The organism is Pleomorphomonas diazotrophica, assembly GCF_002844595.1.
In the GTDB taxonomy this organism is placed as follows: domain Bacteria; phylum Pseudomonadota; class Alphaproteobacteria; order Rhizobiales; family Pleomorphomonadaceae; genus Pleomorphomonas; species Pleomorphomonas diazotrophica.
Genome location: NZ_PJNW01000001.1, coordinates 87,282 through 110,667 on the forward strand (window position 1 = coordinate 87,282; position 23,386 = coordinate 110,667).

The window sequence follows — 23,386 nt, forward strand, 5'->3', positions numbered from 1 at the left end:
GGAAAAAGAGACTATCTGAAAGACGGCAGCCGCCCGGCGCGTTCGCGTCGGGCGGTTTTTTGAGCAACGCATTTCCGGTGGGCTATGAGCCAAGTTGATCCCCGCGCCAGCGGCAAGGCCAAGATCAGCGGCGACAAGTCGCTGTGGACGACCCTCTTCCATCTCTGGCCCTACATGTGGCCGGACGGGCGCGCCGATCTCAGGATGCGCGTGGTGCTGTCGATGGCGGCGCTGGTGCTCGCCAAGGTGATCACCGTTCTGGTGCCTTACCTCTACGCCTTTGCCACCGATGCGCTGGCACCCAAGGCGAACGTGCCGGAACCGACGCTGATGTGGCTCAGCTATCCGGTGGCCATGGTGGTGGCCTACAACGTCGGCCGCATTCTCTTGAACGGCTTCAACAACCTGCGTGACGCGCTGTTCTCCGACGTCAGCCAGTATGCCGTCCGCCGGCTCGCCAATCTCACCTTCGTCCACATGCATCGCCTGTCGCTGCGCTTTCATCTGCAGCGGCGCACCGGCGGCCTGACCCGCGTCATCGACCGCGGCGTCAAGGGCATCGAGTCCATCGTTCGCTTCACCATCCTCAATGCCATGCCGACGGTGCTGGAGTTTGCGCTGTCGGCCATCGTCATCTGGGCGAACTTCGGCCTCAGCTACCTTCTGGTGATCGGCATCACCATCTGGCTCTACGTCTGGTTCTCGATCCGCTATTCGGACAAGCGGATCGCCATTCGTCGCCGCATGAACGACAGCGACACCGACGCCAACACCAAGTCGGTCGACAGCCTCCTGAACTTCGAGACGGTCAAGTACTTCGGCAACGAGAAGATGGAGGCGGCCCGCTTCGACGTCGCCATGGAGCGCTACGAGGCGGCCGCCAACGAGACCTGGTATTCGCTGTCCTGGCTGAACATGGGCCAGGCCCTGATCTTCACCATCGGCGTCGCCCTGTGCATGGTGATGTCGGCGCAGGAAGTGATGGCCGGCACCCAGACGCTCGGCGACTTCGTGCTGCTCAACACCCTCTTGATGCAGCTCGGCATACCCCTCAACTTCATCGGCTTCATGTATCGCGAAATCCGCCAGGGCGTCACCGACCTCGAGCAGATGTTCGATCTTCTCGCCGAGCCGGCGGAGATCGTCGACGCGCCGAATGCCGGCAAGCTGAGCGTTCAGGGCGGCTCGGTGCGTTTCGAGGACGTGCAGTTTTCCTACGATCCCGACCGCCAGATCCTGAAGGGCATCAGCTTCGAGATTCCCGCCGGCAAGACGGTGGCCGTGGTCGGCCCGTCGGGAGCCGGCAAGTCGACGCTGTCGCGCCTCCTGTTCCGCTTTTACGACGTGACCTCCGGCCGCATCACCATCGACGGCCAGGACATCCGCGACGTGACGCAGGAGTCGCTGCGCTCTGCCATCGGCATGGTGCCGCAGGATACCGTGCTGTTCAACGACAGCATCTTCTACAATATCCGATACGGTCGCCCCGACGCCGACGCCGACGAAGTGCGCGAAGCGGCGCGGCAGGCCCGCATCGCCCATTTCGTCGAGGGACTGCCGAACGGCTACGATACGCCGGTCGGCGAACGTGGTCTCAAGCTCTCCGGCGGCGAGAAGCAGCGCGTCGCCATCGCCCGCACCATCCTGAAGTCGCCGCCCATCCTCATCCTCGACGAGGCGACCTCGGCGCTCGACACCAACACCGAGCGCGAGATCCAGGCCGAGCTTGACCGCGTCGCCGAAGGGCGCACCACCATGGTCATCGCCCACCGCTTGTCGACGGTGGTCAACGCCGACGAGATCATCGTGCTGGAGAAGGGACGCATCGCAGAGCGCGGCTCGCATGCCGAACTGATCGAGAAGGGCGGCCTCTACGCCACCATGTGGGCCCGCCAGCGCGAGGCCGACGAGGCGGAGGCGCGGCTCGCCCGCGTCAAGGCCGAGGACGACCTCGGCATTCTCGGGCAGGGCAGCAAGAGCGAGGCAGAACGCCCGGCCTGAGGTCGTCAGTCGTCATAACCGGCGAGTACCGCGCGTCGGCCGCCCCCGGGCATCCGTTCGCCTCGTCCCATCCCGTACCATGCGGCTGGAGCGCCGACGGTCGCCGGGCTCCATGCCCGATAGGGCAGCGTCGTCACCCAACGACCAACTGACGGAAACGCGGCCATCACCAGGATCGTGACTGCGACGCCTGCAAGAAACCCTTTCATGATCGAATTCTCCGGTTCGGCCTGTCTGACGAAGCTAGCATAGGCCCGGCAAAACCGGCGGATTCGAGTGAAGCAGTCGCAATCTGTGTGAAAGTGTATCGGAGCGGAGCGACCGTTTTTCGAAATCGTTCGATCGAATCGAACGGTTTGTGCAAGACAATGCGTTGGTTTGCGCGGAAGGCTTGAGCGATAGGAAATCCATCGCAATGAATGCCTTAGCCAGAGCAAAATGTTCCAACAGTCCGTCGAAACGTCGAAATCGGTTCTCAACTTCAACTCGCATGACGCCATCGCCCGCGCGCTGCCGGGCGTCGGTGCCTGTGTCGCTATCGCGGGTGTCGCCTATGGATTGAGGATGCTGCCGGGCGTCCACGACTTCAGTCCGATGATCATTGCCATCGCCTTGGGCATCCTGATCCGCAACACGATCGGTACGCATGCCGCGCTCACCGTCGGCATCGGCTTCTCGATGCGCCGACTGCTGCGCCTCGCCATCATCTTGCTCGGCGTGCAACTGACCTTCGGACAGGTTGCCGAGACGGGCGTGCGAGGCGTTGCCATCATCCTTGCCGCCGTCGGCACGACTTTTCTGTTCACCTTGGCCGTTGGCAGGCTCATCGGGGCCGACCCGCGTCTCACCCGCCTGATCGCCGCGGGAACGTCGATCTGCGGCGCTTCGGCGGTGGCCGCGGCCAACTCGGTGGTCGACGCCCACGATGAAGACGTCGCCTACGCGGTCGCCTGCGTCACCGTATTCGGCTCCATCGCCATGTTCGCCTATCCGCTGCTGCAGGGCGCTCTCGACCTGGCGCCGCGCGATTATGGCCTCTGGGCCGGTGCCTCGATCCATGAGATCGCTCAGGTGGTGGCAGCAACCTTTGCAGTGGGGCGCGAGGCGGGCGACTTCGGCACCGTCGCCAAGCTGACGCGCGTCATGACCTTGGCGCCGATGGTGTTCGCCATGGCCGCTTTCCTGCCGTCGCTGGGAGACGCAACTTCGGAGCGGGCAAAGGTGCCGCTGCCGTGGTTCGCGCTCGGCTTCATCGCGCTCGTTGCCGTCAACAGCGTCGTCGCCATACCGCCGGCCATCAAGGCGGATACCAGCGTGGTCAGCACCTTCCTGCTGACCATGGCGCTCGCCGCCATGGGGCTCGAGACAAGCATTGCCAAACTCAAGGCAAAAGGCATGAAGCCGGCGCTGACCGGGGCATTGGCCAGCCTTTTCATTGCCAGTCTGAGCCTGATCTTGGTAAGGCTGACCTGACCTCTTGAGCTTCAGCTTGCCATGACACTCGAACAGCTCCGCATCTTCGTTGCCGTCGCCGAGCGTGAGCACGTGACCCAGGCGGCGCACGATCTGCATCTGACGCAGTCGGCCGTCAGTGCCGCAATCACGGCGCTTGAAGGCCGCTATGCCATCAAGCTATTCGACCGCATCGGCCGCCGCATCGCATTGACCGACGCCGGCCGCACCTTTCTGGAGGAGGCGAGGGCGATTCTCATGCGCGCCGCCGACGGCGAAGCGGTGCTGTCCGATCTGGCCGGCTTTCGTCGCGGCGAACTGGCGATCGCCGCCAGCCAGACCATCGGCACCTATTGGATCCCGCGCGTCATCCAGGCATTCGCCACCACTCATCCCGGCATTCGCGTCACGCTTGAACTCGGCAACACGGAGTTCGTCGCCAGCCGCCTGCGTGACGGTGCCGCGCTCATCGGCTTTGTCGAGGGGCCGGTCGACGAGCCGAACCTTGCCGTCGATCGCCTGTTCGACGACGAGCTCATGCTGGTCACCGCTCCCTCCGACCCATGGCTCGCCACGGACGGCAGTATGGTAGAGCGGCTCAGGGCGGCTCGTTGGGTTCTGCGTGAGAAAGGATCGGGCACGCGCGTCGCGCTCGAGCAGGTGCTCGCGCATTACGACCTGTTGCCGGAAGATGTGGACCTGGCGCTCGAACTGCCGTCGAACGAGGCCATACGCACCGCCGTCGAGGCCGGCGCCGGGATTACCGTGCTGTCGCGCATGGCGGCGGGTGCGGCGCTTGCCGCCGGCACGCTGGTTCAGGTGGAAACGCCACTGCCAGGTCGCGCTTTCCATGCTCTCCGCCATCGCGAGCGCTATTTCGGCCGAGCCGCCACCGCCTTTGTCGATCTCGTCCGACCGGGACCTTTCGGCGTGACCTCGGCAGACGTCCAAGATTGACGCTGGAAGGCCACCGGTTCGCCCTCGATGACTTGTATCGCCTGCGATGGCGCACCATGATAGGCGGAACGGATCCCCGCCTTTGGAAATCAGGAATGCCGCTTCACATCATCAAGCTTTGCGTCGGCGTCGAGACGGTCGAGGAACTCGACCAGTGGTATCGCGAGGAAGTGCTGATCCATGCCGCCCGCGGCGAAAGCTATGAGCGCATCCACGTCACCCGCATGTTTCCGAAACGCGTCGAAGAGGTTCTCGATGGCGGGTCGCTCTACTGGGTGATCAAGGGCATCGTGCAGGTGCGCCAGCGCATTCTGGATCTCAGGCCGATGCGAGGCGGCGACGGCATCGACCGCTGCGGCATCGTGCTCGATCCCGAGCTGCACCGCACCGAGTACAAGCCCTGCCGCGCCTTTCAGGGCTGGCGGTATCTGCCCGACAAGGAGGCCCCGGCCGATATCCGCCAGTCCGAGATCCTTGGCGATATTCCCGAGGGCATGCGGCGGGCCTTGAGGGAACTGGCTTTGATTTGACGCTCCCTTGGTAGAGCTCCGCGTGATTTTACTTGACGTAATCGGCGGGCGATGTTTCTTGTCCGCCAACCTTGCTTCGGCAGTTTCTGCGGAAGCGCTCCGTCGGACGATATCCATGTTGCGCGCTCAGCACATTCGGACATCCTTGATCGCCCCGCTTTCGCGGGCCGCGGTTCCGGCTTTCTACGGCTTTATGGGCTTTTATGCGTGGCGTGCCGCTTCGGCGAGGCCGGTTCCGCAGCTGTCTGACTGACAGGCCCAACGCGAGAACGAGCCCCGCCGAAAGGCGGGGTTTTTGTATTTGCGGCTCCGTCGCTGCCTGCCTCCGGCCTGGTGCCGGACGGGTGAAACGGAACCGCCGCCTTCCGCACCATCCCGTTGCGCGTCGCGCATTGGTGGTGGTGCCTCACCGGCGCCTCATGTAAAAGGTGCCAAATTCGGACTGCTCCGCGGTTTCCGCGGGGCGACGCATCGAGAAGAAGAGCCGCGTCATGCCCACCACCTGGAAGCCCGACTCCTGGCGTGCCCTGCCCATCGAGCAGGTGCCCGACTATCCCGACATGGCGGCGCTCGCCGCCGTCGAGGCGCGTCTCGCAAGCTATCCGCCGCTGGTTTTTGCCGGCGAAGCCCGCAAGCTCAAGAAGTCCTTGGCCAAGGTGGCGGCCGGCGAAGCCTTCCTGTTGCAGGGTGGCGATTGCGCCGAGAGCTTCGCCGAGCATGGCGCCGACAATATCCGCGATTTCTTCCGCGTCTTCCTGCAGATGGCGGTGGTGCTGACCTATGGCGCCGCCCAGCCGGTGGTGAAGGTCGGCCGCATCGCCGGCCAGTTCGCCAAGCCGCGCTCCAAGCCGACCGAGACCATCGATGGCGTCGAGCTGCCGTCCTACCGGGGCGACATCATCAATGGCATGGACTTCACGCCGGAATCGCGCATTCCCGATCCGCAGCGCCAGGAGATGGCCTACCGCCAGTCGGCGGCGACGCTGAACCTCCTGCGCGCCTTCGCTCAGGGCGGCTACGCCAACCTCGACAACGTCCACAAGTGGACGCTCGGCTTCGTCAAAGGCACCCAGTCGTCGCGCTATCAGGAATATGCCGATCGCATCACCGAGAGCCTCGCCTTCATGCGGGCCTGCGGCATTCATCCCGAGACCGTCTCGGAGATGCGGACGACCGACTTCTACACCAGCCATGAGGCGCTGCTGCTTGGCTACGAGCAGGCGTTGACCCGCATCGATTCGACCACGGGCGACTGGTACGGCACGTCCGGCCACATGATCTGGATCGGCGACCGCACCCGTCAGCCGGGTCATGCCCACATGGAGTACTGCCGCGGCATCAAGAACCCGATCGGCCTGAAGTGCGGCCCGTCGCTGGCGCCCGACGAGTTGATCCGCCTGATCGACACGCTCAACCCGGACAACGAGCCGGGGCGCCTGACGCTGATCACCCGCTATGGCGCCGACAAGGTGGGCGACTACCTGCCGGGTCTCATCCGAGCGGTGCAGCGCGAAGGGCGGTCAGTGGTCTGGTCCTGCGACCCGATGCACGGCAACACCATCACGCTCAATTCCTACAAGACGCGGCCATTCGACCGCATCCTGAAGGAAGTCGGCGCCTTCTTCGACGTGCATGCCGCAGAGGGCACCCATCCCGGCGGCATCCACGTGGAAATGACCGGCCGCGACGTCACCGAATGCACCGGCGGCGCCGTCGCCATCTCCGGCGAGCAGCTGTCGGATCGCTACCATAGCCACTGCGACCCGCGCCTCAACGCCGATCAGGCGCTGGAACTGGCCTTCCTGATCGCCGAGCGCATCAAGAAGACGCGCGAGGGCCGCGAGCCCATGGAATGGGCGATCGCCGGCGAGTGAGCACGTCGCAAGACGCTGAACAAAGCAAAGGCGCTCCGAAAGGGGCGCCTTTGTCTTTTCCCGGTGGCTGTCCCGACGAAGGCTGCGGGTCAGTCCTTCAGCGTTTCCTTCTGGGTGATGAGACGCGCCGAGTGCTGGCCGGACATGAAGATCCACAGCCAGCTCCAGGCCACGGCGAAGCGGCTGCGCGTGCCGATCAGGAAGTAGATGTGGGCGATGCCCCACACCCACCACGCCAAGGCCCCCTTGAGCTTGATCCGGCCGAAGTCGACCACGGCGCGGCTGCGGCCGATGGTGGCGAGGTTGCCCTGGTGGCGATAGACGAAGGGTCCAGGCGCCGGCTTGCCGGTCAGGCGGTTGCGGATGATCCTGGCGACATGCGCGCCTTGCTGCTTGGCGGCCGGCGCGACCCCGGGGACCGGTTTTCCATCGGCCGTCGTCACCGACGCCGTATCGCCGATCACGAAGACATCCGGCGCGCCTGCTACCGTGAGGTCGGGCTCGACGATGGCCCGGCCGGCGCGGTCGGCGGGCGCGCCCAACCATTCGGCGGCGCGCGAGGCCTGCACGCCGGCCGCCCAGAGAACGGTTCTGGCCGGAACGAACTCCTCGCCGATGCGAACGCCGTCCGCGGAGATATCGGTCACGGGCACGCCCGTTCGCACGGTGACGCCGAGCTCGGTGAGAGCCTTGGCGCCATAGTCTGACATATCCGGCGTGAAAACCGGTAGGATGCGCGGTCCCGCTTCGATCAGCAGGATGCGGGCGCTGCGGGTGTCGATCGACCTGAACTCGTCGACCAGGGTGCGGTGGGCCAGCTCGGCGATGATGCCGGCCAGCTCCACGCCGGTCGGGCCGCCGCCGATGATGGCGAAGGTGAGCTGGGCCTGCCGCGTCTCCGGATCGGTTTCGAGCTCGGCCCGCTCGAAGGCCAGCAGCACCCGCCGGCGAATGGTGGTGGCATCCTCCAGCGTCTTGAGGCCCGGCGCGAAGGCTTCCCACTCGTCGTGGCCGAAGTAGGCATGGCGGGCGCCGGTGGCCAGCACCAGCGTGTCATAGGGGATGACGCCGCCATCCCTGAGCCGCACCGTCTTCGTCTCCCGGTCGACGCCGACGACGTCGCCGAGCACCGTCTTCACTTCCGGCCGGTCTCGGAACAGCCGCCGGACCGGCCAGGCGATTTCCGAGGTGGCGAGCAGCGTGGTCGCCACCTGATAGAGCAGGGGCTGGAACAGATGATGGTTGCGCCGGTCGATCAGCGTGATGTCAGCAGGCGCACCCTTGAGATCGAGCACGAGCTGCAGGCCGGCGAACCCGCTGCCCACGACGACGACGCGATGATTGGCCATGAAGCTCTCCGATTCCGTTGGCGTCGGCAGTCCAGCGACGACCGAGCAGCGCCAAGCATGACCGCCGGCGGTCCGCGGTCAAGAAACAACGCCTTCAACCCGTTGTAAGTTCGGCTGAAAACGCGAGAAAAGCAGTCGTGTGGGCGACAAGACACGTAGCTTTTCAGATTTGCTGCGACCAAAGTCGCATCTGCGGAGGGCTCGCGGCGACCTTCCGAGGTGCCGTTCACGCGAAGGCGCCAAATCGGGCCGGACCGCCCGGATTTCCGGCCGTGGCCCCTTCCAATCCCGATCCGAAAAGGGTCTTCTGCTAGCGGCCGGAAAAGTCGATTCGAGCCGCCGATAAACGGTTCACCTAAACCAATTACAATCTTGACATCCGTGCCAGTTCGCATCTTTGCAGCGTCACACTGACGGTCTATAGAACGCTCGGGTTCTCTAAGGAATTCGACCCCAATCCAACTGGGAGTGCATCGCACAATGACAGCCATCATCGATATCGTCGGTCGCCAGATTTTCGACAGCCGCGGCAACCCCACCGTCGAAGTCGACGTCGTTCTGGAAGACGGCTCCTTCGGCCGCGCCGCCGTTCCGTCGGGCGCCTCCACCGGTGCCCATGAGGCGGTCGAGCTGCGCGATGGCGGCTCCCGTTACCTCGGCAAGGGCGTGACCAAGGCCGTCGCCTCGGTCAACGACGAGATCTACAAGGCGATCGCCGGCATGGATGCCGAGGATCTCCTGGCCATCGACAAGGCCATGATCGAGCTGGACGGCACCCCGAACAAGGCCCGCCTCGGCGCCAACGCCATCCTCGGCGTGTCGCTCGCCGTTGCCAAGGCCGCTGCTGAGGCCGCCGGTCTGCCGCTCTACCGCTACGTCGGCGGCCCGAACGCCCACATCCTGCCGGTGCCGATGATGAACATCGTCAACGGCGGCGTTCATGCCGACAACCCGATCGACTTCCAGGAGTTCATGATCCTGCCGGTCGGTGCCGACTCCATCGCCGACGCCGTGCGCATCGGCACCGAGGTGTTCCACACCCTGAAGTCGGGCCTCAAGAAGGCCGGCCACAACACCAACGTTGGTGACGAGGGCGGCTTCGCTCCGAACCTCGGCTCGGCCGTCGAAGCGCTCGACTTCATCGTCGCCTCGATCGAGAAGGCCGGCTTCAAGCCCGGTCAGGACGTCTACCTCGGCCTCGACTGCGCCTCGACCGAGTTCTTCAAGGACGGCAAGTACCACTACGAAGGCGAAGGCAAGGTCCGTTCGGTCGACGAGCAGGTCGAGTATCTCGCCAAGCTGGTGGCCGACTATCCGATCATCACCATCGAAGACGGCATGTCGGAAGACGACTGGGCCGGCTGGAAGAAGCTGACCGACAAGATCGGCGGCAAGTGCCAGCTCGTTGGCGACGACCTGTTCGTCACCAACACCAAGCGCCTCGTCCAGGGCATCAAGGCCGGCACGGCCAACTCGATCCTGGTCAAGGTCAACCAGATCGGCTCGCTGTCCGAAACGCTCGACGCCGTCGAGACCGCTCACAAGGCCGGTTACACCGCCGTCATGAGCCATCGTTCGGGCGAGACGGAAGACTACACGATCGCCGATCTGGCGGTTGCCACCAACTGCGGTCAGATCAAGACCGGTTCGCTGGCCCGTTCGGACAGAATCGCCAAATACAACCAGCTCATCCGCATCGAGGAAGAGCTGGGCAGCCAGGCCAAGTACGCCGGCCGCAGCGTCGTCAAGGGCGCCTGAGCCGACCTTCGCCTGAAGGCAGCCACGATCTGAGGAAAGGCCCGGCCCGCGCCGGGCCTTTTCTTTTTCGCGCTCGGAGGTGGCGTCATTGACGGGATTGAAGCTTTTGATTGCGGCGGCGCGGTGGTAAAGGACGGGCGGCGCTGCCGAACTCAACCTACTGGCACGCCCCAGGTTTGCCAGACCATGTCAAAGATGTTGCGCTCTTTGGTGGCGTCCGTCGGGATCGCCATCACCTTTCTGCCGGGCCATTCCGCCGCTGAGGACGCCATCCCGGTTGAGCTCATCGTTCCGGTTGTTGACGAAGCCGGTTCTGCCACGACCAAGTCGGGCCCCGATGGCCTGAGTTATCCAGTCTATCGCGTGGCCGACCAGAGCCCCCTTTTTGACGCCGTCAGGGACATACTCGATCAAGAGCCGGCCCAGAAGGCGCTGCGCTTCGAGCGTTGGGCGCGGCAACGAGCGGGCAAAGCGCCGATCGACGAGCCGTTTCACCTTGCCCTCACCCAACAAGAAGGCGGGTTTCCCCGGTATGGCTGCTGGATAGTCAGAGGCAACGAACCGCCACGCTTCTCGGCTTCTGGGTATGTCGATCTGGTCCCGGAGGAAGGCGGTATTGCGTCGGGGCTGTTCGAGGAGATTTTCGTCCATGAGACCGGCCATCTCGTCTTGAGCGACCTCGTCGGCGCAATGGATGGACGGAGGACCTCCAAGTTCCACCAATCAATGTCCATTACCGATCGGATCACTGCATTCGACGAAGGTTATGCCGAGCATTTTCAGCCCATTGTGCGCAACACGACGACAAACCCCGCGATGCGTCGGTGGATGCAGGGTGTAGGCGCCAATGACCTCAATCAGCTCTGGCTGAGCGACGCCGACGCGAACCTGCGGACCGACGGGGTCAAACGCAACATCTTCATCCATGCGAAGCTGTCGCGCGGTGGCGGCGACCTGTATGACCGATTTGTCGCCTCGGAGACCTCTTCCGTCTTCTCCACGTCGGAGCTCCTAAACCCCCAGCAAATGCTGGCGAGTGAAGGCGTTGTCGCCACTCTTTTCTATAGGATGGTCAATGACGACGAGCTTCGTGACAGCTATGCGGAGCGAACTTTCTACGAGCGATTTCTCGGCGACTTTGCGGGCGATCCGAAACAGGCGGTCGAGCCCTACGACAATATCAACCTGAAGATCATGGAAGCCTTCGTCGGCATGGGCGAAGCCGAGGGCAGGGCGCCGCTCATCCGCTTTCTCAACGCTTATGCGGCGAAGTTCCCCGGAGAAGCGGTCCGCCTGCGAAAGCTCTTCATTGCGACGACGTGGGGAGCCGTCACCTCGCGCTCGCTGGCCGACGCCTTCGTGCGCCATGCCGGGTTGGGGCAGCGTGGCGACATCGTCGGTTTCCGGCGCGAGAACCCATTCCAACAGTTGGTAGAGGTTGCGACCGATACGGCCGTGCCGCTTGACGCCGAGGTCGGTCCGGAACTTTGGGTGACCAATCCCGGCTTTCTGATCCAGTCGTCGCCATGGCAGACCGAGAGAACGGTGCCGCTGTCGGTCGACCTCAACACCGCCAGCGATGTCGAGATGGCTGCGGTCCTGGACCTGCCGGAGGATCAGGCCGGGGAACTGGTTCGGTTGCGTGCGCATGACGGACATTTCGATAGTTTCGACGAGGTGTCGGCGGCCCTTCCGGAAGGCCAAAGATCTCGTCTCTCGTCTCGGCTGGGGGATCCGTGAGCTGCGCCGACGGAAAGCCGAACGACGCTGGTGACATGTTTTTGTTGCTGACCGGGCGATAGTTTTCCTTCCTGTCACCTGAGGAGCGCCGACCATGACCGACAAGCGCATTGCCATCGTGCTGATCGACGAGTTCGCCGATTGGGAGCTTGGTCTGTTCGCCGCTGCGGCGCGGGCCTGGCTTGGTTCCAGTATCGTCCACTACACGCCCGGCGGGCGCGTCGTGCGGTCGATGGGTGGGCTGAGCGTCACGCCGGAGGCGGCGCTGGAGGATTTGACACTGGAGGACTTCGACGCCTTGGCGGTGATCGGATCGTCCGGTTGGGAAGCTCCCGACGCGCCGGACGTCGGCCCCATCCTCCGCGCGGCGCTCCTGGCCGAGCGGCCGGTCGGTGCGATCTGCGGCGGCACGCTGGCCGCCGCCAGGGCCGGTATTCTCAAAGAGCGCCGCCATACCAGCAACGCTGCCGACTATCTGCGCGACCACGTGCCGGATTACGACGGATCGCACTATGTCGAGACGCCGCGCGCCGTGATCGATGGCGGGCTGGTGACCGCGCCGGGTTCGGCGCCGGCCAGCTTCGCCACCGGTCTGCTCGGCTTGATCTGGCCGGATCACCCCGTCGTCGGCGAACTCACGGCCATGATCTCGGCCGAACACCGGGCCGCCTGACAGGTCTGCTCGCCACGCGCGGCTACGGCTTTGCGCGGGCGCGTCGCTTGCTCTATTGAGAAGCGATGACCGCTTCCGCCGAATCCGTTCAACCGACCCTGCCGGCCGGGCGCCGTGCCGTTCTTGGCGTGACCCGGTCCGCCATGGATCGTCCATGGCGCGACCGATTGGACACGCGGGGCGGTGCGCTGGCCCGCCAGATCGCCCAGGAGGTCGGCCTGCCCGACGTGGTGGCACGGCTGCTGGCCGCCCGCGACGTGGCGGCAGACGCGGCGGAGGCCTACCTCAACCCGCAGATCCGCACGCTGCTGCCCGATCCGTCGCTGTTCACCGACATGGAAGCGGCGGCCGGCCGCATCGCCGACGCCGTCGAGCGGGGCGAGAAGGTGGCCGTCTTCGGCGATTATGACGTCGATGGCGCCACCTCGGTCGCGGTCTTCGTCCGCTACCTGCGCAGCCAGGGGCTCGACCCTGCCGTCTATATTCCCGATCGTCTCGTCGACGGCTACGGTCCCAATCCACGCGCCATCGGCGAGCTCGCGGCCGGTGGCGCAACGCTGCTCGTGACGCTCGACTGCGGCACGTCGAGCTTCGAGGCCTTCGAGGAGGCGCGGCGGCTCAGCCTCGACGTCGTCACCCTCGACCACCATCAGGCCGGCGTCGAGCTGCCGCCGGCGCTGGCGCTGGTCAATCCGAACCGGCAGGACGATCTCTCCGGCCACGGTCATCTCGCCGCCGTCGGCGTCACCTTCGTCACGCTGGTTGCCGTCAATCGCGAGCTTCGGCGCCGCGGCTGGTTCGACCGGCAGGGCACGGTGCCGCCCGATCTGCTCGCCTTGCTCGACCTTGTGGCCCTCGGCACCGTCTGCGACGTGGTGCCGCTCATCGGCCTCAACCGTGCCTTCGTGGTCAAGGGACTGTCCGTGCTGAGGACGCGCGGCAATCGCGGCCTCGCGGCACTCGCCGACGTGGTCAAGCTCAACGGGCCGCCGACACCCTACAACCTCGCCTTCATGCTGGGGCCGCGCATCAACGCCGGCGGCCGCATCGGCGACAGCGGCCTTGGCGCGCGCCTGCTCACCTCCGACGATCATGTGGCGGCCGGCCGCATTGCGGTGGAGCTCGACCGGCTCAATCGCGAACGGCAGACGCTGGAGGCCGAGGCGCTGGACGCGGCGGAGATCATGGTCGCCACCCGGCTCGGCGGCACCGCGCCGCCGGTGATCGTCGAGGCGTCGGCCGACTGGCACCCCGGCATCGTTGGCCTCGTTGCCGCCAGGCTCAAGGAACGCTACCGCTGCCCGACCTTCGCCATCGCGCTGGACGGGGAGGGCGGGGCCGTCGGCTCAGGCCGCTCGATCGCCGGCATCGATCTCGGCGCCGTGGTGCGCCTCGCGCTGGAGCGCGGCCTGATCGCCAAGGGCGGCGGGCACGCCATGGCGGCTGGCATCTCGCTGCCCGCCGATGGGGTCGACGCCTTCCGCGCCTTCGTCTCGGCCGCCGTCGCCGATGGCGTGGCGATGGCCCGCGCCGCCGAAGCGCTGGACATCGACGCGGCGCTGACCGCCGACGGTGCGACGCCCGACCTCGTCGAGGCGATCGGCCGGGTCGGCCCCTTCGGTTCCGCCCAACCGGAACCGCTGTTCGTCTTTCCATCCCATCGCTTGCTCTATCTCGACACTGCCGGCCGCAACCATCTTCGCCTGACGCTGGCCTCGTCGTCCGGCACCCGCGTCAAGGCCATGGCCTTCCGCGCGGTGGGGCAACCGCTCGGCGATTTCCTGACGGCCAACCGGGGCGGTCCTGTGCACATCGCCGGCCATGTCGATCTCGATTGGTGGCAGGGCGCGCCGCGCGTCAGCATCCGCGTGGTCGACGCCGCCGACCCCGCCAAGGCCCGTCCCTGATCATCTTCCAGGCGGCAGACACCGCCTTTGGCCGAGTTGCCGACCGGCTCGCCTCCAGCTATTGCTGGTAGGTGTTTTCATACAGTTGCCTTTGATTCATGCCATTGTCCGGCCGTCTGCCGGTTTCCGAGGGGGATATCCATGGTGTCCGTTCGGCGTTTCGCGCGGCTTCTCGCGCTCGTGTGTCTTTCGTCGGCGGGGCTGGCCCTCGCCGTGCCGGGCGAGGCGGCCGAGCGGCGGGCGGTGATCACCGAGGGGGGCGACTATTTCGGCGAGGACATCGAGACGCTGAAGGGCGTCGAGCTCGGTGACTGCGAAGCGGCCTGCGTAGCTGACGACCGCTGCGTCGCCTTCACCTACAACACCAAGGCCCAGTGGTGCTTCAAGAAGGGCACGGTTGGCGATCTCCGGGTTTTCGCCGGCGCCGTTGCCGGCCGGATCGTCACCTCCGAAGCGACCGATCCCGCCCTTGCCGATACCCGCCGCGAGGAACTCGGCTTCATCGGGCAGAGCTACATCGATGATGCCCGCCAGCTCGAAGGTGCCATAGCCGACGAGCCGGCGGAGGGTAATCTCGACAAGCTGCTGGCCGCAAGCGACAAGGCGATCGACGCCGACGACCACCTCAAGGCAGCTCAGAACCTGCGCAAGGCCATCCGCCTCGATCCCGATCGCAACGACCTCTGGTGGCGCTATTCCGACGAGGCCATCCTGGTCCCCGACGACAACGAACAGCGCAGCACCTTCCTCCAGGAATCGACGGCCGCCGCCATCAATGCCTATCTCAGGGCTGCCGATGCCGATCAGCAGGTCGCCGCCCTCAACTCGCTCGCCAACTCCTTCGTGACGCGCGAGAACTGGGCCTTGGGCATCAAGACGCTACGCCGCCGCCTCGCCCTGCAGGACGATCCCGACTGGCGCGCCGCCTTCGACGACTGGATCGCCCAGCATGGCTTCCGCGTCGCCGACAACTCGGTGGACACCCAGTCCTCCACGCCGCGCATCTGCGTCGCCTTCTCCGATCCCATCGCCCGTAACGACCCGTCGATCACCGGCTATTTTGCGGTGGACGGCGGCGAACAACTGGAGATCGAGGCCGAGGACAACCAGATCTGCGCCGCTGGCGTCGAGTATGGCAATCGCTATCACGTCACCATCCGCAAGGGGCTGCCGGCCAAGGACGGCGAGGAGTCGCTCAACAAGACCGTCGAACTCGACATCTACGTGCGCGATCGCGACCCGTCGGTGCGCTTCGTCGGCAAGGCCTACGTGCTGCCCAAGACGCCGAACGCCACCATTCCCGTGGTGTCGGTCAACGTCGACACGCTCGACGCCCGAGTCCTGAAGATCGGCGACCGCAACCTCGTCAACGCCATCGGCCAGGACCGCTTCCTGAGCCAGCTCGACAAGTGGAGCGCCGACGCCGTCGCCGAGCGCGATGGCCGGGAGGTCTGGTCCGGCCAGATCGCCGTCAAGCGCGACACCAATCGCGAGGTCACCACCGCCGTTCCGGTGAGCGAACTGGTCAAGACGCTGGAGCCCGGCGTCTATGCTCTGGTGGTCCGCGACGTCAACAAGAAGGAGCAATGGTCGGCCGACGCCACGCAATGGTTCGTCGTGTCCGATCTCGGCCTCGCCACCATGACCGGCAACGACGGTCTGCATGTGGTGATCCGGGCGCTGAGCGACGCCAAGGCCGTCGCCGGCGTCGAGCTGAAGCTGATCGCCAACGACAATGACATTCTGGGATCGGCGACCACCGACGACCAGGGCTATGCCCGCTTCGACGCCGGCCTCGTCAAGGGCACCGGCGGCGCTGCGCCCCAGCTTCTGCTGGCGACCAAGGACGGCGACTTCGCTTTCCTCAACCTTCAGAAAGCCGCCTTCGACCTGACCGACCGCGGCGTCGAGGGACGCGACCCGCCGAAGCCGGTCGATGTGTTCATGACCACCGAGCGCGGCGTCTATCGTCCCGGCGAGACCGTCAACCTCACGGTGCTCGCCCGCGACCCGGCCGCCGCTGCGCTGCCCGACCTGCCGCTGACGCTGGTGGTGAGCCGCCCCGATGGCAACGAGTTCATCCGCCGCCTCGCCGCTGACGAAGGTGCCGGCGGCCGCGATCTTTCCTTCGATCTGCCCGGTGCCGCGCAGCGCGGCGTCTGGCGCGCCGCCGCCTATACCGATCCGAAGGCCGACGCGTTGCAAGAAGTAACTTTCAAGGTCGAGGACTTCCAGCCGGAACGCATCGATTTCGCGGTGAAGACCGACGCCACGCTGCTGCATGTCGGCGAGAGCGTCGACGCGACGCTGCACGCCGACTGGCTCTACGGCGCCCCGGCCGTCGGCCTTGCCATCGAAGGCGAGGTCTACGTGACGCCGGCCGCCGACATTCCCTCGGCGCCGGGCTACCGCTTCGGCCTTGCCGACGACGAGTTCACTTCGGCCGTCCAGGAGGTCCAGTCGGACGGAACCGACGACAACGGCGACGCGGCCGTGACACTGACCACCCCCGAGGTCGCCGACACCACCCGTCCGCTGCAGGCCGCCGTGCATGTCCGCGTGCTCGACACCAACGGTCGGCCGGTCGAGCGTCGCATGACGCTGCCGGTCTCCACCGGCCACGAACGGATTGGCGTCCGGCCGCTGTTCGACGGCTCGGTGGAGGAGGGCGGCAACGCCGCCTTCGACGTCGCGGTGCTCGACGCCGATTACGCCAAGATCGGAGCCAAGGACCTTAGCTGGACGCTGTCGCGCGTCTACACGGACTATCAGTGGTACCAGAGCGATGGCTCCTGGGATTACCATGCCATCAAGACGACGACCCGCATCGCCGACGGCAAGCTCGACGTCGATCCTGGTCAGCCGGCCCGCATCGAGGCGCGTGTCGAGTGGGGTGAGTACCAGCTCACCATTACCAGCGCCGACGGCGCGCTCATTCCCGTCTCGACCAGCTTCGAGGCCGGCTGGTATGTACCTACGACATCCGAGGAAACGCCCGACCTTCTGAAGATCACCCTGGACAAGCCGCGCTATGCCATCGGCGACACGCTGAAGGCGCATATCGAGCCGCGCTTTGCCGGCGTCGCGGTGGTGTCGGTGGTCGACGACCGGCTGATCGCCATGAAGACGGTGGAGGTGCCGGCCGGCGGTTCGACCATCGAACTGCCCGTCACCGCCGACTGGGGGCCGGGCGCCTATGTGACGGCATCGCTGCTTCGGCCGCTCGATCTCGCCGAGAAGCGGATGCCCTCACGCGCTCTGGGTCTCGCCTGGGCCGGCGTCGACCCCGGCGAGCGGCTGCTCGGCGTCGCCATCGACGCGCCGATGGACATGCGGCCCCAGACCGATCTCGCCGTCGCTGTCAAGGTCGACGGCGTGAAGGCCGGCGAGGAGGCTTATGTCACCATTGCCGCCGTCGATGTCGGCATTCTCAACCTCACCGAGTTCAAGCCGCCGGCCCCGGGGGACTGGTATTTCGCCCAGCGTCGCCTGGGCATCGAGTTCCGCGATCTCTACGGCCAGTTGATCGACACCACGCTGGGCGCGCTCGGCGAGGTGCGCACCGGCGGCGACGGCGGCGGCATTTCCAAGCTGATGGGACCGCCGCCCACCGAGCGGCTGGTCGCCTTCTTCCAGGGCGTGACCAAGGTTGGCGCCGATGGCTTTGCCCGCGCATCCTTCAAGATGCCGGACTTCAACGGCACGGTGAAGGTCATGGCGGTCGCCTGGTCGAAGACCGGGATCGGCCACGCGTCGCGCGATGTGCTGGTGCGGGACCCGGTGGTGATCCAGGCATCGCTGCCGAACTTCCTCGCTCCGGGCGACCGGTCGCGCCTCGCGCTCGACTTCACCCATGTGGAAGGTCCGACGGGCGATTTCTCGCTCGACGTGACGGCGGCCGGCGATCTTGTCGCCGTCGACGAGACGCTCGCCAAGGCCAAGGTCTCCCTGCCCGAGAAGGGCAAGGCGCGCGTGCTGATCCCCATCACCGGCAAGGCCGTCGGCGATGAAACGATCACCGCCGCATTGACGGCGCCCGATGGCACGGTGTTCACCAAGACGCTGACGCTGGGCGTGCGCGACAACGAGCCGACGGTCACACGGGTCAGCGACATCTCGCTGAAACCGGGAAGCGGCGAGCTGAAGCTCACCGCCGACCTGTTCTCGGGCCTCAAGCCTGTCACCGGAGTTGCGACGGTGACCGTCGGCACCGTGGCCGGCATCGACCTGCCGGGCCTCGTCCATGCGCTCGACAAGTACCCCTATGGCTGCTCGGAGCAGATCACCAGCCGCGCGTTGCCGCTGGTCTATCTCGACGACGTCATCCTGGCGGCCGGTCTGGCCGGCGAGGCGCCGGTGCGCGAGCGGGTGCAGAAGGCGATCGACGCGCTCCTGGTCAACCAGGGCTCGGACGGCTCCTTCGGCCTCTGGGGTCCCGGATCGGAGGATCTGTGGCTCAACGCCTATGTCACCGATTTCCTGACCCGCGCCAAGGAAAAGGGCTACACGGTGCCGCCGCTCGCCTATGACATGGCGGTGAGCAACCTCAAGAACCGCGTCGCCTACGCCTCCGACTTCACCGACGGCGGTGAGGATGTCGCCTACGCTCTCTACGTGCTGGCTCGCAATGGTCGCGCATCGATCGGCGACTTGCGCTTCTTCGCCGAAACCAAGCTGGACTCCTTCGGCACGCCGCTGGCGCGGGCCCAGCTCGGCGCGGCGCTTGCCCTCTATGGCGACAGCCAGAAGGCGTCGGGCGCGTTCCGCTCGTCCCTCGACCTGCTTGAAGAGGGCCGGGACGGCGCGCGCCTGTGGCGGGCCGACTATGGCTCCGACCTCCGCGACGGCGCCGCCGTGCTGGCGCTCGCCTCGGAATCGAAGCTCTCCACCTTCGACTATCAGGGTCTCAGCCGCGAGGTCGGCAAGCTCTACAAGGCCAGCACCTATACCTCGACGCAGGAGCAGGCCTGGATGCTGCTGGCCGCCCACGCCATGCTGAAGGACGGCATGAAGCCGGAACTCGACGTGGGTGGCGATCGGCATGATGGCGTCTTCACGGCGAAGTACTTGATCGACGACGTCGAGAAAGGGCTCGCGGTGAAGAATGTCGGCAAGACCACGATCGATGCCAGGGTGACGGTGATGGGCACTCCGGAGACGCCGGAACCGGCCGGCGGTAACGGCTATGCGCTGACCCGCAGCTATTATGATCTCGACGGCAACGAGATCGACCCGTCGGCGGTGAAGCTTGGCGATCGCATGGTGGTGGTGCTCGCCGTCACCTCGACGCAGTCGGGTTGGGCGCGCCTCGTGCTGAACGATCCGCTGCCAGCCGGCTTTGCCATCGACAACCCGTCGCTGGTCCGGGCCGGCGACGTGGCGGCGCTCGACTGGCTGGCGCCGCTCGACAACGCCGCCCACACCGAATACCAGACCGACCGCTTCACGGTGGCCTTCGACCTGAAGGACACCACGGAGTTCCAGTTCGCCTACATGGCCCGCGCCATCGCTCCCGGCAGCTTCAACCTGCCGGCCGCGACACTCGAGGACATGTATCGGCCGGAACGGCAGGCCCGCACCGGCGCCGGTCATGTCGAGGTGATCGGTCCACTGCAGTGATCGGGGGAGGGACGGGCGGCGCGGCGGCCGCCCGTTCTGCCCGACACTGTTTCGTTGCGCTTTTCGTCAGGAAAGCGCCCGTCAGAGTGCCAGTTCCAGGATGTTCGAGGCCACCTCGGGCGTGACGTCGCGGTGTTCGCCGAGCGGCACCTGCCAGTGCTGGCGCAACTTGTTGGCCACTTCCGGGATGATGCGGGCGTCGAGCCCGTAGTCGGCGAGCCGCGTCTTGACGCCCATCGCCTCGAAGAAGGCGCGCGTCCGCTCGATGGCGGCGTCTATGCGCTCGTCCTCGCTGCCGGCAGTGATGCCGAAGACGCGTTCGGCATATTGCAGCAGCTTCTCCCGCTTCTGCGCCCGCTTCACTTTCAGGAGCGACGGCAGCACCACCGCCAGCGTCGCGGCATGGTCAAGCCCATAGAGGCCGGTCAGCTCGTGGCCGATGCGATGCGTCGCCCAGTCGCCCGGCACGCCGCGCGACAGAAGATCGTTGAGCGCCATGGTCGAGGCCCACATCAGGTTGGCGCGGACGGCGTAGTTGGTCGGTTCGCGCAGCGCCACCGGGCCATCTTCCAGGATGGTCAGCAGCAGTCCCTCGGCGAAGCGGTCCTGCACCTTGGCCCCGACCGGATAGGTGAGATACTGCTCCAGCACGTGCATGAAGCTGTCGACGACGCCGTTTGCCGTCTGGCGCGGCGGCAGCGAATAGGTGGTCTCCGGGTCGAGCACCGAGAAGCGCGGCATCACATGCACCGAGTTCATCGGCAGCTTGTCCTGCGTGCTGGCGCGGGTGATGACGGCGTTGCGGTTCATCTCCGAGCCGGTGGCCGGCAGCGTCATGACGCAGCCGACCGGCAGGGCCGCTTGGACGTTGGTGCCGCGCTCCAGGAGGATATCCCAGGGGTCGCCCTCGAAAAGCGCGGCGGCAGCCACGAACTTGGTGCCGTCGGCGACCGAACCGCCGCCGACCGCCAGCAGGAAGTCGACCTTCTCGGTACGAGCCAGGTCCGCCACCTTCACCAGCGTCTCGAAATGCGGATTGGCCTCGATGCCGCCGAACTCGAATACCGTTCGGCCGGCGAGCGCGGCGCGCACCTGATCCATCACGCCGTTCTTCAGCACCGAACCGCCGCCGTAGGCGATGAGCACGCGAGCGCCAGGCGGCACCTCCTCGGAGATGCGGGCGATCTGCCCCTTGCCGAAATGAATGCGGGTGGTGTTCCAATAGGTGAAGCTCTGCATGGCGCCCTCGAACGATCTTCGCATCGGTTTTATCGCGGCTCGGGCCGGCCGACAAATCGGCTTTGCCGATGACTTCGGTCTGTGCCGCCGATGAGCTTCAGGTGCACGGCTGGCCTGCCCGCGAACTCTGTTCCGTCCCTCGTCGAACCTGCTAGGCTCTCGGCAAAATCGCTGGGATCGAGGGGATTCTGATGGACTACACCAAACTCGGCCGCACCGGTCTCGACGTCTCACGCATCTGTCTCGGCTGCATGACCTATGGCGTGCCCGAGCGCGGCGCCCATCCCTGGACGCTGCCCGAAGATGAGAGCCGTCCGTTGATCAAGCAGGCGATCGAGGCGGGCATCAACTTCTTCGATACCGCCAACAGCTACTCCGACGGCACGTCGGAAGAGATCGTCGGTCGGGCACTCAAGGATTTCGCCCGCCGCGACGAGATCGTGCTGGCGACCAAGATCTATTTCCCGCTGGCCTTCAACGAGGCGCGCAAGGTGCCGAACGCCTCGGGCCTGTCGCGCAAGGCGATCTTTGCCGGCATCGACGCCAGCCTCAAGCGGCTCGGCACCGACTATGTCGACCTCTATCAGATTCATCGCTGGGACTATGGCACGCCGATCGAGGAGACCATGGAGGCGCTGCACGACGTGGTGAAGGCCGGCAAGGCCCGCTATATCGGCGCGTCCTCGATGTTTGCCTGGCAGTTCGCCAAGGCGCTGCATGTCGCCGAGAAGAACGGCTGGACGCGCTTCGTCACCATGCAGAACCACCTGAACCTCCTCTATCGCGAGGAGGAGCGGGAGATGCTGCCGCTCTGCCGCGACGAGGGCATCGGCGTCATCCCCTGGAGCCCGCTGGCGCGTGGCCGCCTGACCCGCGACTGGGACAGCGTCTCCCGCCGCCAGGAGCTCGACGCCTTCGGCAAGACGCTCTACAACGGCACCGAGGATTCCGACCGGCAGGTCGTCGAAGCGGTGGCGGCGATCGCTGCGTCGCGCGGGTTGCCGCGCGCCCAGGTGGCGCTCGCCTGGGTGCTTCACAAGGCCGAGGTGTCGGCGCCGATCGTCGGCGCATCGAAGCCGGACCAGATCGCCGACGCCGTGGCCGCCCTCGACATACGCCTGACGACCGAGGAAATCGCGGCGCTCGAAGGTCCCTACGTGCCGCACGCCGTGGCGGGATTCAGCTAAGCCGTCAGAGGACCGCCAAGGCCGCATCCGAGGTCATGCCGGCCGCCTCGGCGATCAGGGCGATGGATTTCAGCCGCGTCGCGTGGTCGTAGACGTCGGACACCAGCATGATCTCGTCGGCGCCCGTCTCGCCGGCGAGGTCGGCAAGGCCCCGTCGCACCGTTTCGACCGAACCGACGATCGAGCGCGCCAGCATGCGGTCGACCACGGCCTTCTCCTCGGGCGTCCAGAATGTGTCGATGTCGTCGATCGGCGGCTTCGCCAGGGAGCGCGCGCCGCGCCGGATGCCGGCGAAGGACATCTGCTGGGTGGTGAACAGCCGTCGAGCTTCCTGATCGGTGTCGGCGGCGATGACATTAGCGCCGACCATGGCATAAGGGCGTTCGAGCGCCGCCGACGGCTTGAAGCGGCTGCGGTAGATGTCGAGCGCCGGCAGCAACAGGTCGGGCGCGAAATGCGAGGCGAAGGCGTAGGGCAGGCCGAGCTCGGCGGCCAGCATGGCGCCGAAATGGCTGGACCCCAGAATCCAGAGCGGCACGCGCGTGCCGGTGGCAGGCACGGCTTCCAGCCTTTGCCCCTCGGCGGCCGGCTCGAAATAAGCCTGCAGCTCGATGACGTCTTCGGGGAAGTGCTCCGCCGCTTCCGGCGGGCGGCGGATGGCGCGCAGCGTCATCTGGTCGGTGCCCGGCGCCCGGCCGAGCCCGAGGTCGATGCGGTCGCCATAGAGGCGGGCGAGCGTGCCGAACTGCTCGGCGATGATGTAAGGGGCGTGGTTCGGCAGCATGATGCCGCCGGCGCCGACGCGAATGGTCGACGTTCCCCCGGCGATATGGGCGATCACGACCGACGTGGCGGCGCTGGCGATGCCGCGCATGTTGTGATGCTCGGCGACCCATATGCGCCGATAACCAAGCCGCTCGGCGTGGCGGGCGAGGTCGCGGGCGTTGTCGAGCGCGCCTTTCGCGTCGGTGTCTTCGGTGACGCGGACGAGCTCGAGAATGGAAAGCGGCGGCATGGAGGTCTCCTCACGAGGAACCTCTTATGTGCCGCCGCTTCGCAGTCGCATCAAGGGATGGAAACGCCGCCGCCGATGACAATCG

14 protein-coding genes are annotated in these 23,386 nt (G+C 66.1%); 11 read left to right on the forward strand and 3 right to left on the reverse strand.

The window, feature by feature from the left end:
* The first annotated feature begins 84 nt into the window (after nt 1-84).
* The 5 genes from CXZ10_RS00465 to CXZ10_RS00485 all read left to right on the forward strand — a co-directional run bounded on the left by CXZ10_RS00465 (nt 85) and on the right by CXZ10_RS00485 (nt 6,814).
* Complete coding sequence (locus tag CXZ10_RS00465; protein ID WP_101286988.1) at nt 85-2,001, forward strand: ABCB family ABC transporter ATP-binding protein/permease; 1,917 nt, start codon at nt 85-87, stop codon at nt 1,999-2,001.
* A 438-nt stretch (nt 2,002-2,439) separates the two neighbouring features.
* Nucleotides 2,440-3,474 carry a YeiH family protein gene (locus tag CXZ10_RS00470; protein WP_101286989.1) on the forward strand — a complete coding sequence of 345 codons (1,035 nt, stop codon included), beginning with the start codon at nt 2,440-2,442 and terminating at the stop codon, nt 3,472-3,474.
* A gap of 21 nt (nt 3,475-3,495) precedes the next feature.
* Nucleotides 3,496-4,410: a LysR family transcriptional regulator gene (locus CXZ10_RS00475; RefSeq protein ID WP_101286990.1), complete on the forward strand. Its 915-nt coding sequence runs from the start codon at nt 3,496-3,498 to the stop codon at nt 4,408-4,410.
* Between the two features lie 95 nt (nt 4,411-4,505).
* A complete protein-coding gene (locus CXZ10_RS00480; RefSeq protein ID WP_101286991.1) occupies nt 4,506-4,940 on the forward strand; it encodes a DUF1489 family protein in 435 nt (144 codons plus the stop codon).
* A 491-nt stretch (nt 4,941-5,431) separates the two neighbouring features.
* Nucleotides 5,432-6,814, forward strand: coding sequence for a class II 3-deoxy-7-phosphoheptulonate synthase (locus tag CXZ10_RS00485; protein WP_101286992.1), 1,383 nt, complete (start codon nt 5,432-5,434; stop codon nt 6,812-6,814).
* A gap of 89 nt (nt 6,815-6,903) precedes the next feature.
* Here the strand turns inward: CXZ10_RS00485 and CXZ10_RS00490 are convergent, their stop codons facing one another.
* Complete coding sequence (locus tag CXZ10_RS00490) at nt 6,904-8,163, reverse strand: NAD(P)/FAD-dependent oxidoreductase (protein ID WP_101286993.1); 1,260 nt, start codon at nt 8,161-8,163, stop codon at nt 6,904-6,906.
* Between the two features lie 480 nt (nt 8,164-8,643).
* Here CXZ10_RS00490 and eno point away from each other — a divergent pair, with 480 nt between their 5' ends.
* The 5 genes from eno (at nt 8,644) to CXZ10_RS00515 (ending at nt 19,860) form a co-directional block, all read left to right on the forward strand.
* Nucleotides 8,644-9,921, forward strand: coding sequence for a phosphopyruvate hydratase (eno, locus tag CXZ10_RS00495; protein ID WP_101286994.1), 1,278 nt, complete (start codon nt 8,644-8,646; stop codon nt 9,919-9,921).
* A gap of 186 nt (nt 9,922-10,107) precedes the next feature.
* Nucleotides 10,108-11,661, forward strand: coding sequence for a hypothetical protein (locus CXZ10_RS00500; protein ID WP_101286995.1), 1,554 nt, complete (start codon nt 10,108-10,110; stop codon nt 11,659-11,661).
* Between the two features lie 94 nt (nt 11,662-11,755).
* Entirely contained in the window at nt 11,756-12,334 is a 579-nt protein-coding gene (locus tag CXZ10_RS00505; RefSeq protein WP_101286996.1) for a DJ-1/PfpI family protein, read from the forward strand.
* 65 nt (nt 12,335-12,399) lie between these two features.
* Entirely contained in the window at nt 12,400-14,241 is a 1,842-nt protein-coding gene (recJ, locus tag CXZ10_RS00510) for a single-stranded-DNA-specific exonuclease RecJ (protein ID WP_101286997.1), read from the forward strand.
* A 141-nt stretch (nt 14,242-14,382) separates the two neighbouring features.
* Complete coding sequence (locus CXZ10_RS00515) at nt 14,383-19,860, forward strand: alpha-2-macroglobulin family protein (protein ID WP_101286998.1); 5,478 nt, start codon at nt 14,383-14,385, stop codon at nt 19,858-19,860.
* An 81-nt stretch (nt 19,861-19,941) separates the two neighbouring features.
* Here CXZ10_RS00515 and CXZ10_RS00520 read toward each other — a convergent pair whose 3' ends face one another.
* Nucleotides 19,942-21,123, reverse strand: a complete 1,182-nt coding sequence (locus tag CXZ10_RS00520) for an iron-containing alcohol dehydrogenase (RefSeq protein WP_210199814.1) — start codon at nt 21,121-21,123, stop codon at nt 19,942-19,944.
* Between the two features lie 167 nt (nt 21,124-21,290).
* On the opposite strand from CXZ10_RS00520, the gene CXZ10_RS00525 reads away from it, so the two are divergent.
* Nucleotides 21,291-22,286 (forward strand): aldo/keto reductase, encoded by a 996-nt coding sequence (locus CXZ10_RS00525; protein ID WP_101287000.1) that lies wholly within the window; start codon nt 21,291-21,293, stop codon nt 22,284-22,286.
* A gap of 4 nt (nt 22,287-22,290) precedes the next feature.
* On the opposite strand, the gene CXZ10_RS00530 is transcribed toward CXZ10_RS00525, so the two are convergent.
* Nucleotides 22,291-23,301 carry an LLM class flavin-dependent oxidoreductase gene (locus CXZ10_RS00530; protein ID WP_101287001.1) on the reverse strand — a complete coding sequence of 337 codons (1,011 nt, stop codon included), beginning with the start codon at nt 23,299-23,301 and terminating at the stop codon, nt 22,291-22,293.
* Between the last annotated feature and the right edge of the window lie 85 nt (nt 23,302-23,386).

Coding starts and splice junctions, on each gene's coding strand:
- CXZ10_RS00465 (WP_101286988.1), top strand. CDS start 85: ATGAGCCAAGTTGATCCCCGCGCCAGCGGCAAGGCCAAGATCAGCGGC.
- CXZ10_RS00505 (WP_101286996.1), top strand. CDS start 11,756: ATGACCGACAAGCGCATTGCCATCGTGCTGATCGACGAGTTCGCCGAT.
- recJ (WP_101286997.1), top strand. CDS start 12,400: ATGACCGCTTCCGCCGAATCCGTTCAACCGACCCTGCCGGCCGGGCGC.
- CXZ10_RS00520 (WP_210199814.1), bottom strand. CDS start 21,123: ATGCGAAGATCGTTCGAGGGCGCCATGCAGAGCTTCACCTATTGGAAC.
- CXZ10_RS00530 (WP_101287001.1), bottom strand. CDS start 23,301: ATGCCGCCGCTTTCCATTCTCGAGCTCGTCCGCGTCACCGAAGACACC.
- CXZ10_RS00480 (WP_101286991.1), top strand. CDS start 4,506: ATGCCGCTTCACATCATCAAGCTTTGCGTCGGCGTCGAGACGGTCGAG.
- CXZ10_RS00515 (WP_101286998.1), top strand. CDS start 14,383: ATGGTGTCCGTTCGGCGTTTCGCGCGGCTTCTCGCGCTCGTGTGTCTT.
- CXZ10_RS00470 (WP_101286989.1), top strand. CDS start 2,440: ATGTTCCAACAGTCCGTCGAAACGTCGAAATCGGTTCTCAACTTCAAC.
- CXZ10_RS00525 (WP_101287000.1), top strand. CDS start 21,291: ATGGACTACACCAAACTCGGCCGCACCGGTCTCGACGTCTCACGCATC.
- CXZ10_RS00490 (WP_101286993.1), bottom strand. CDS start 8,163: ATGGCCAATCATCGCGTCGTCGTCGTGGGCAGCGGGTTCGCCGGCCTG.
- eno (WP_101286994.1), top strand. CDS start 8,644: ATGACAGCCATCATCGATATCGTCGGTCGCCAGATTTTCGACAGCCGC.
- CXZ10_RS00485 (WP_101286992.1), top strand. CDS start 5,432: ATGCCCACCACCTGGAAGCCCGACTCCTGGCGTGCCCTGCCCATCGAG.
- CXZ10_RS00500 (WP_101286995.1), top strand. CDS start 10,108: ATGTCAAAGATGTTGCGCTCTTTGGTGGCGTCCGTCGGGATCGCCATC.
- CXZ10_RS00475 (WP_101286990.1), top strand. CDS start 3,496: ATGACACTCGAACAGCTCCGCATCTTCGTTGCCGTCGCCGAGCGTGAG.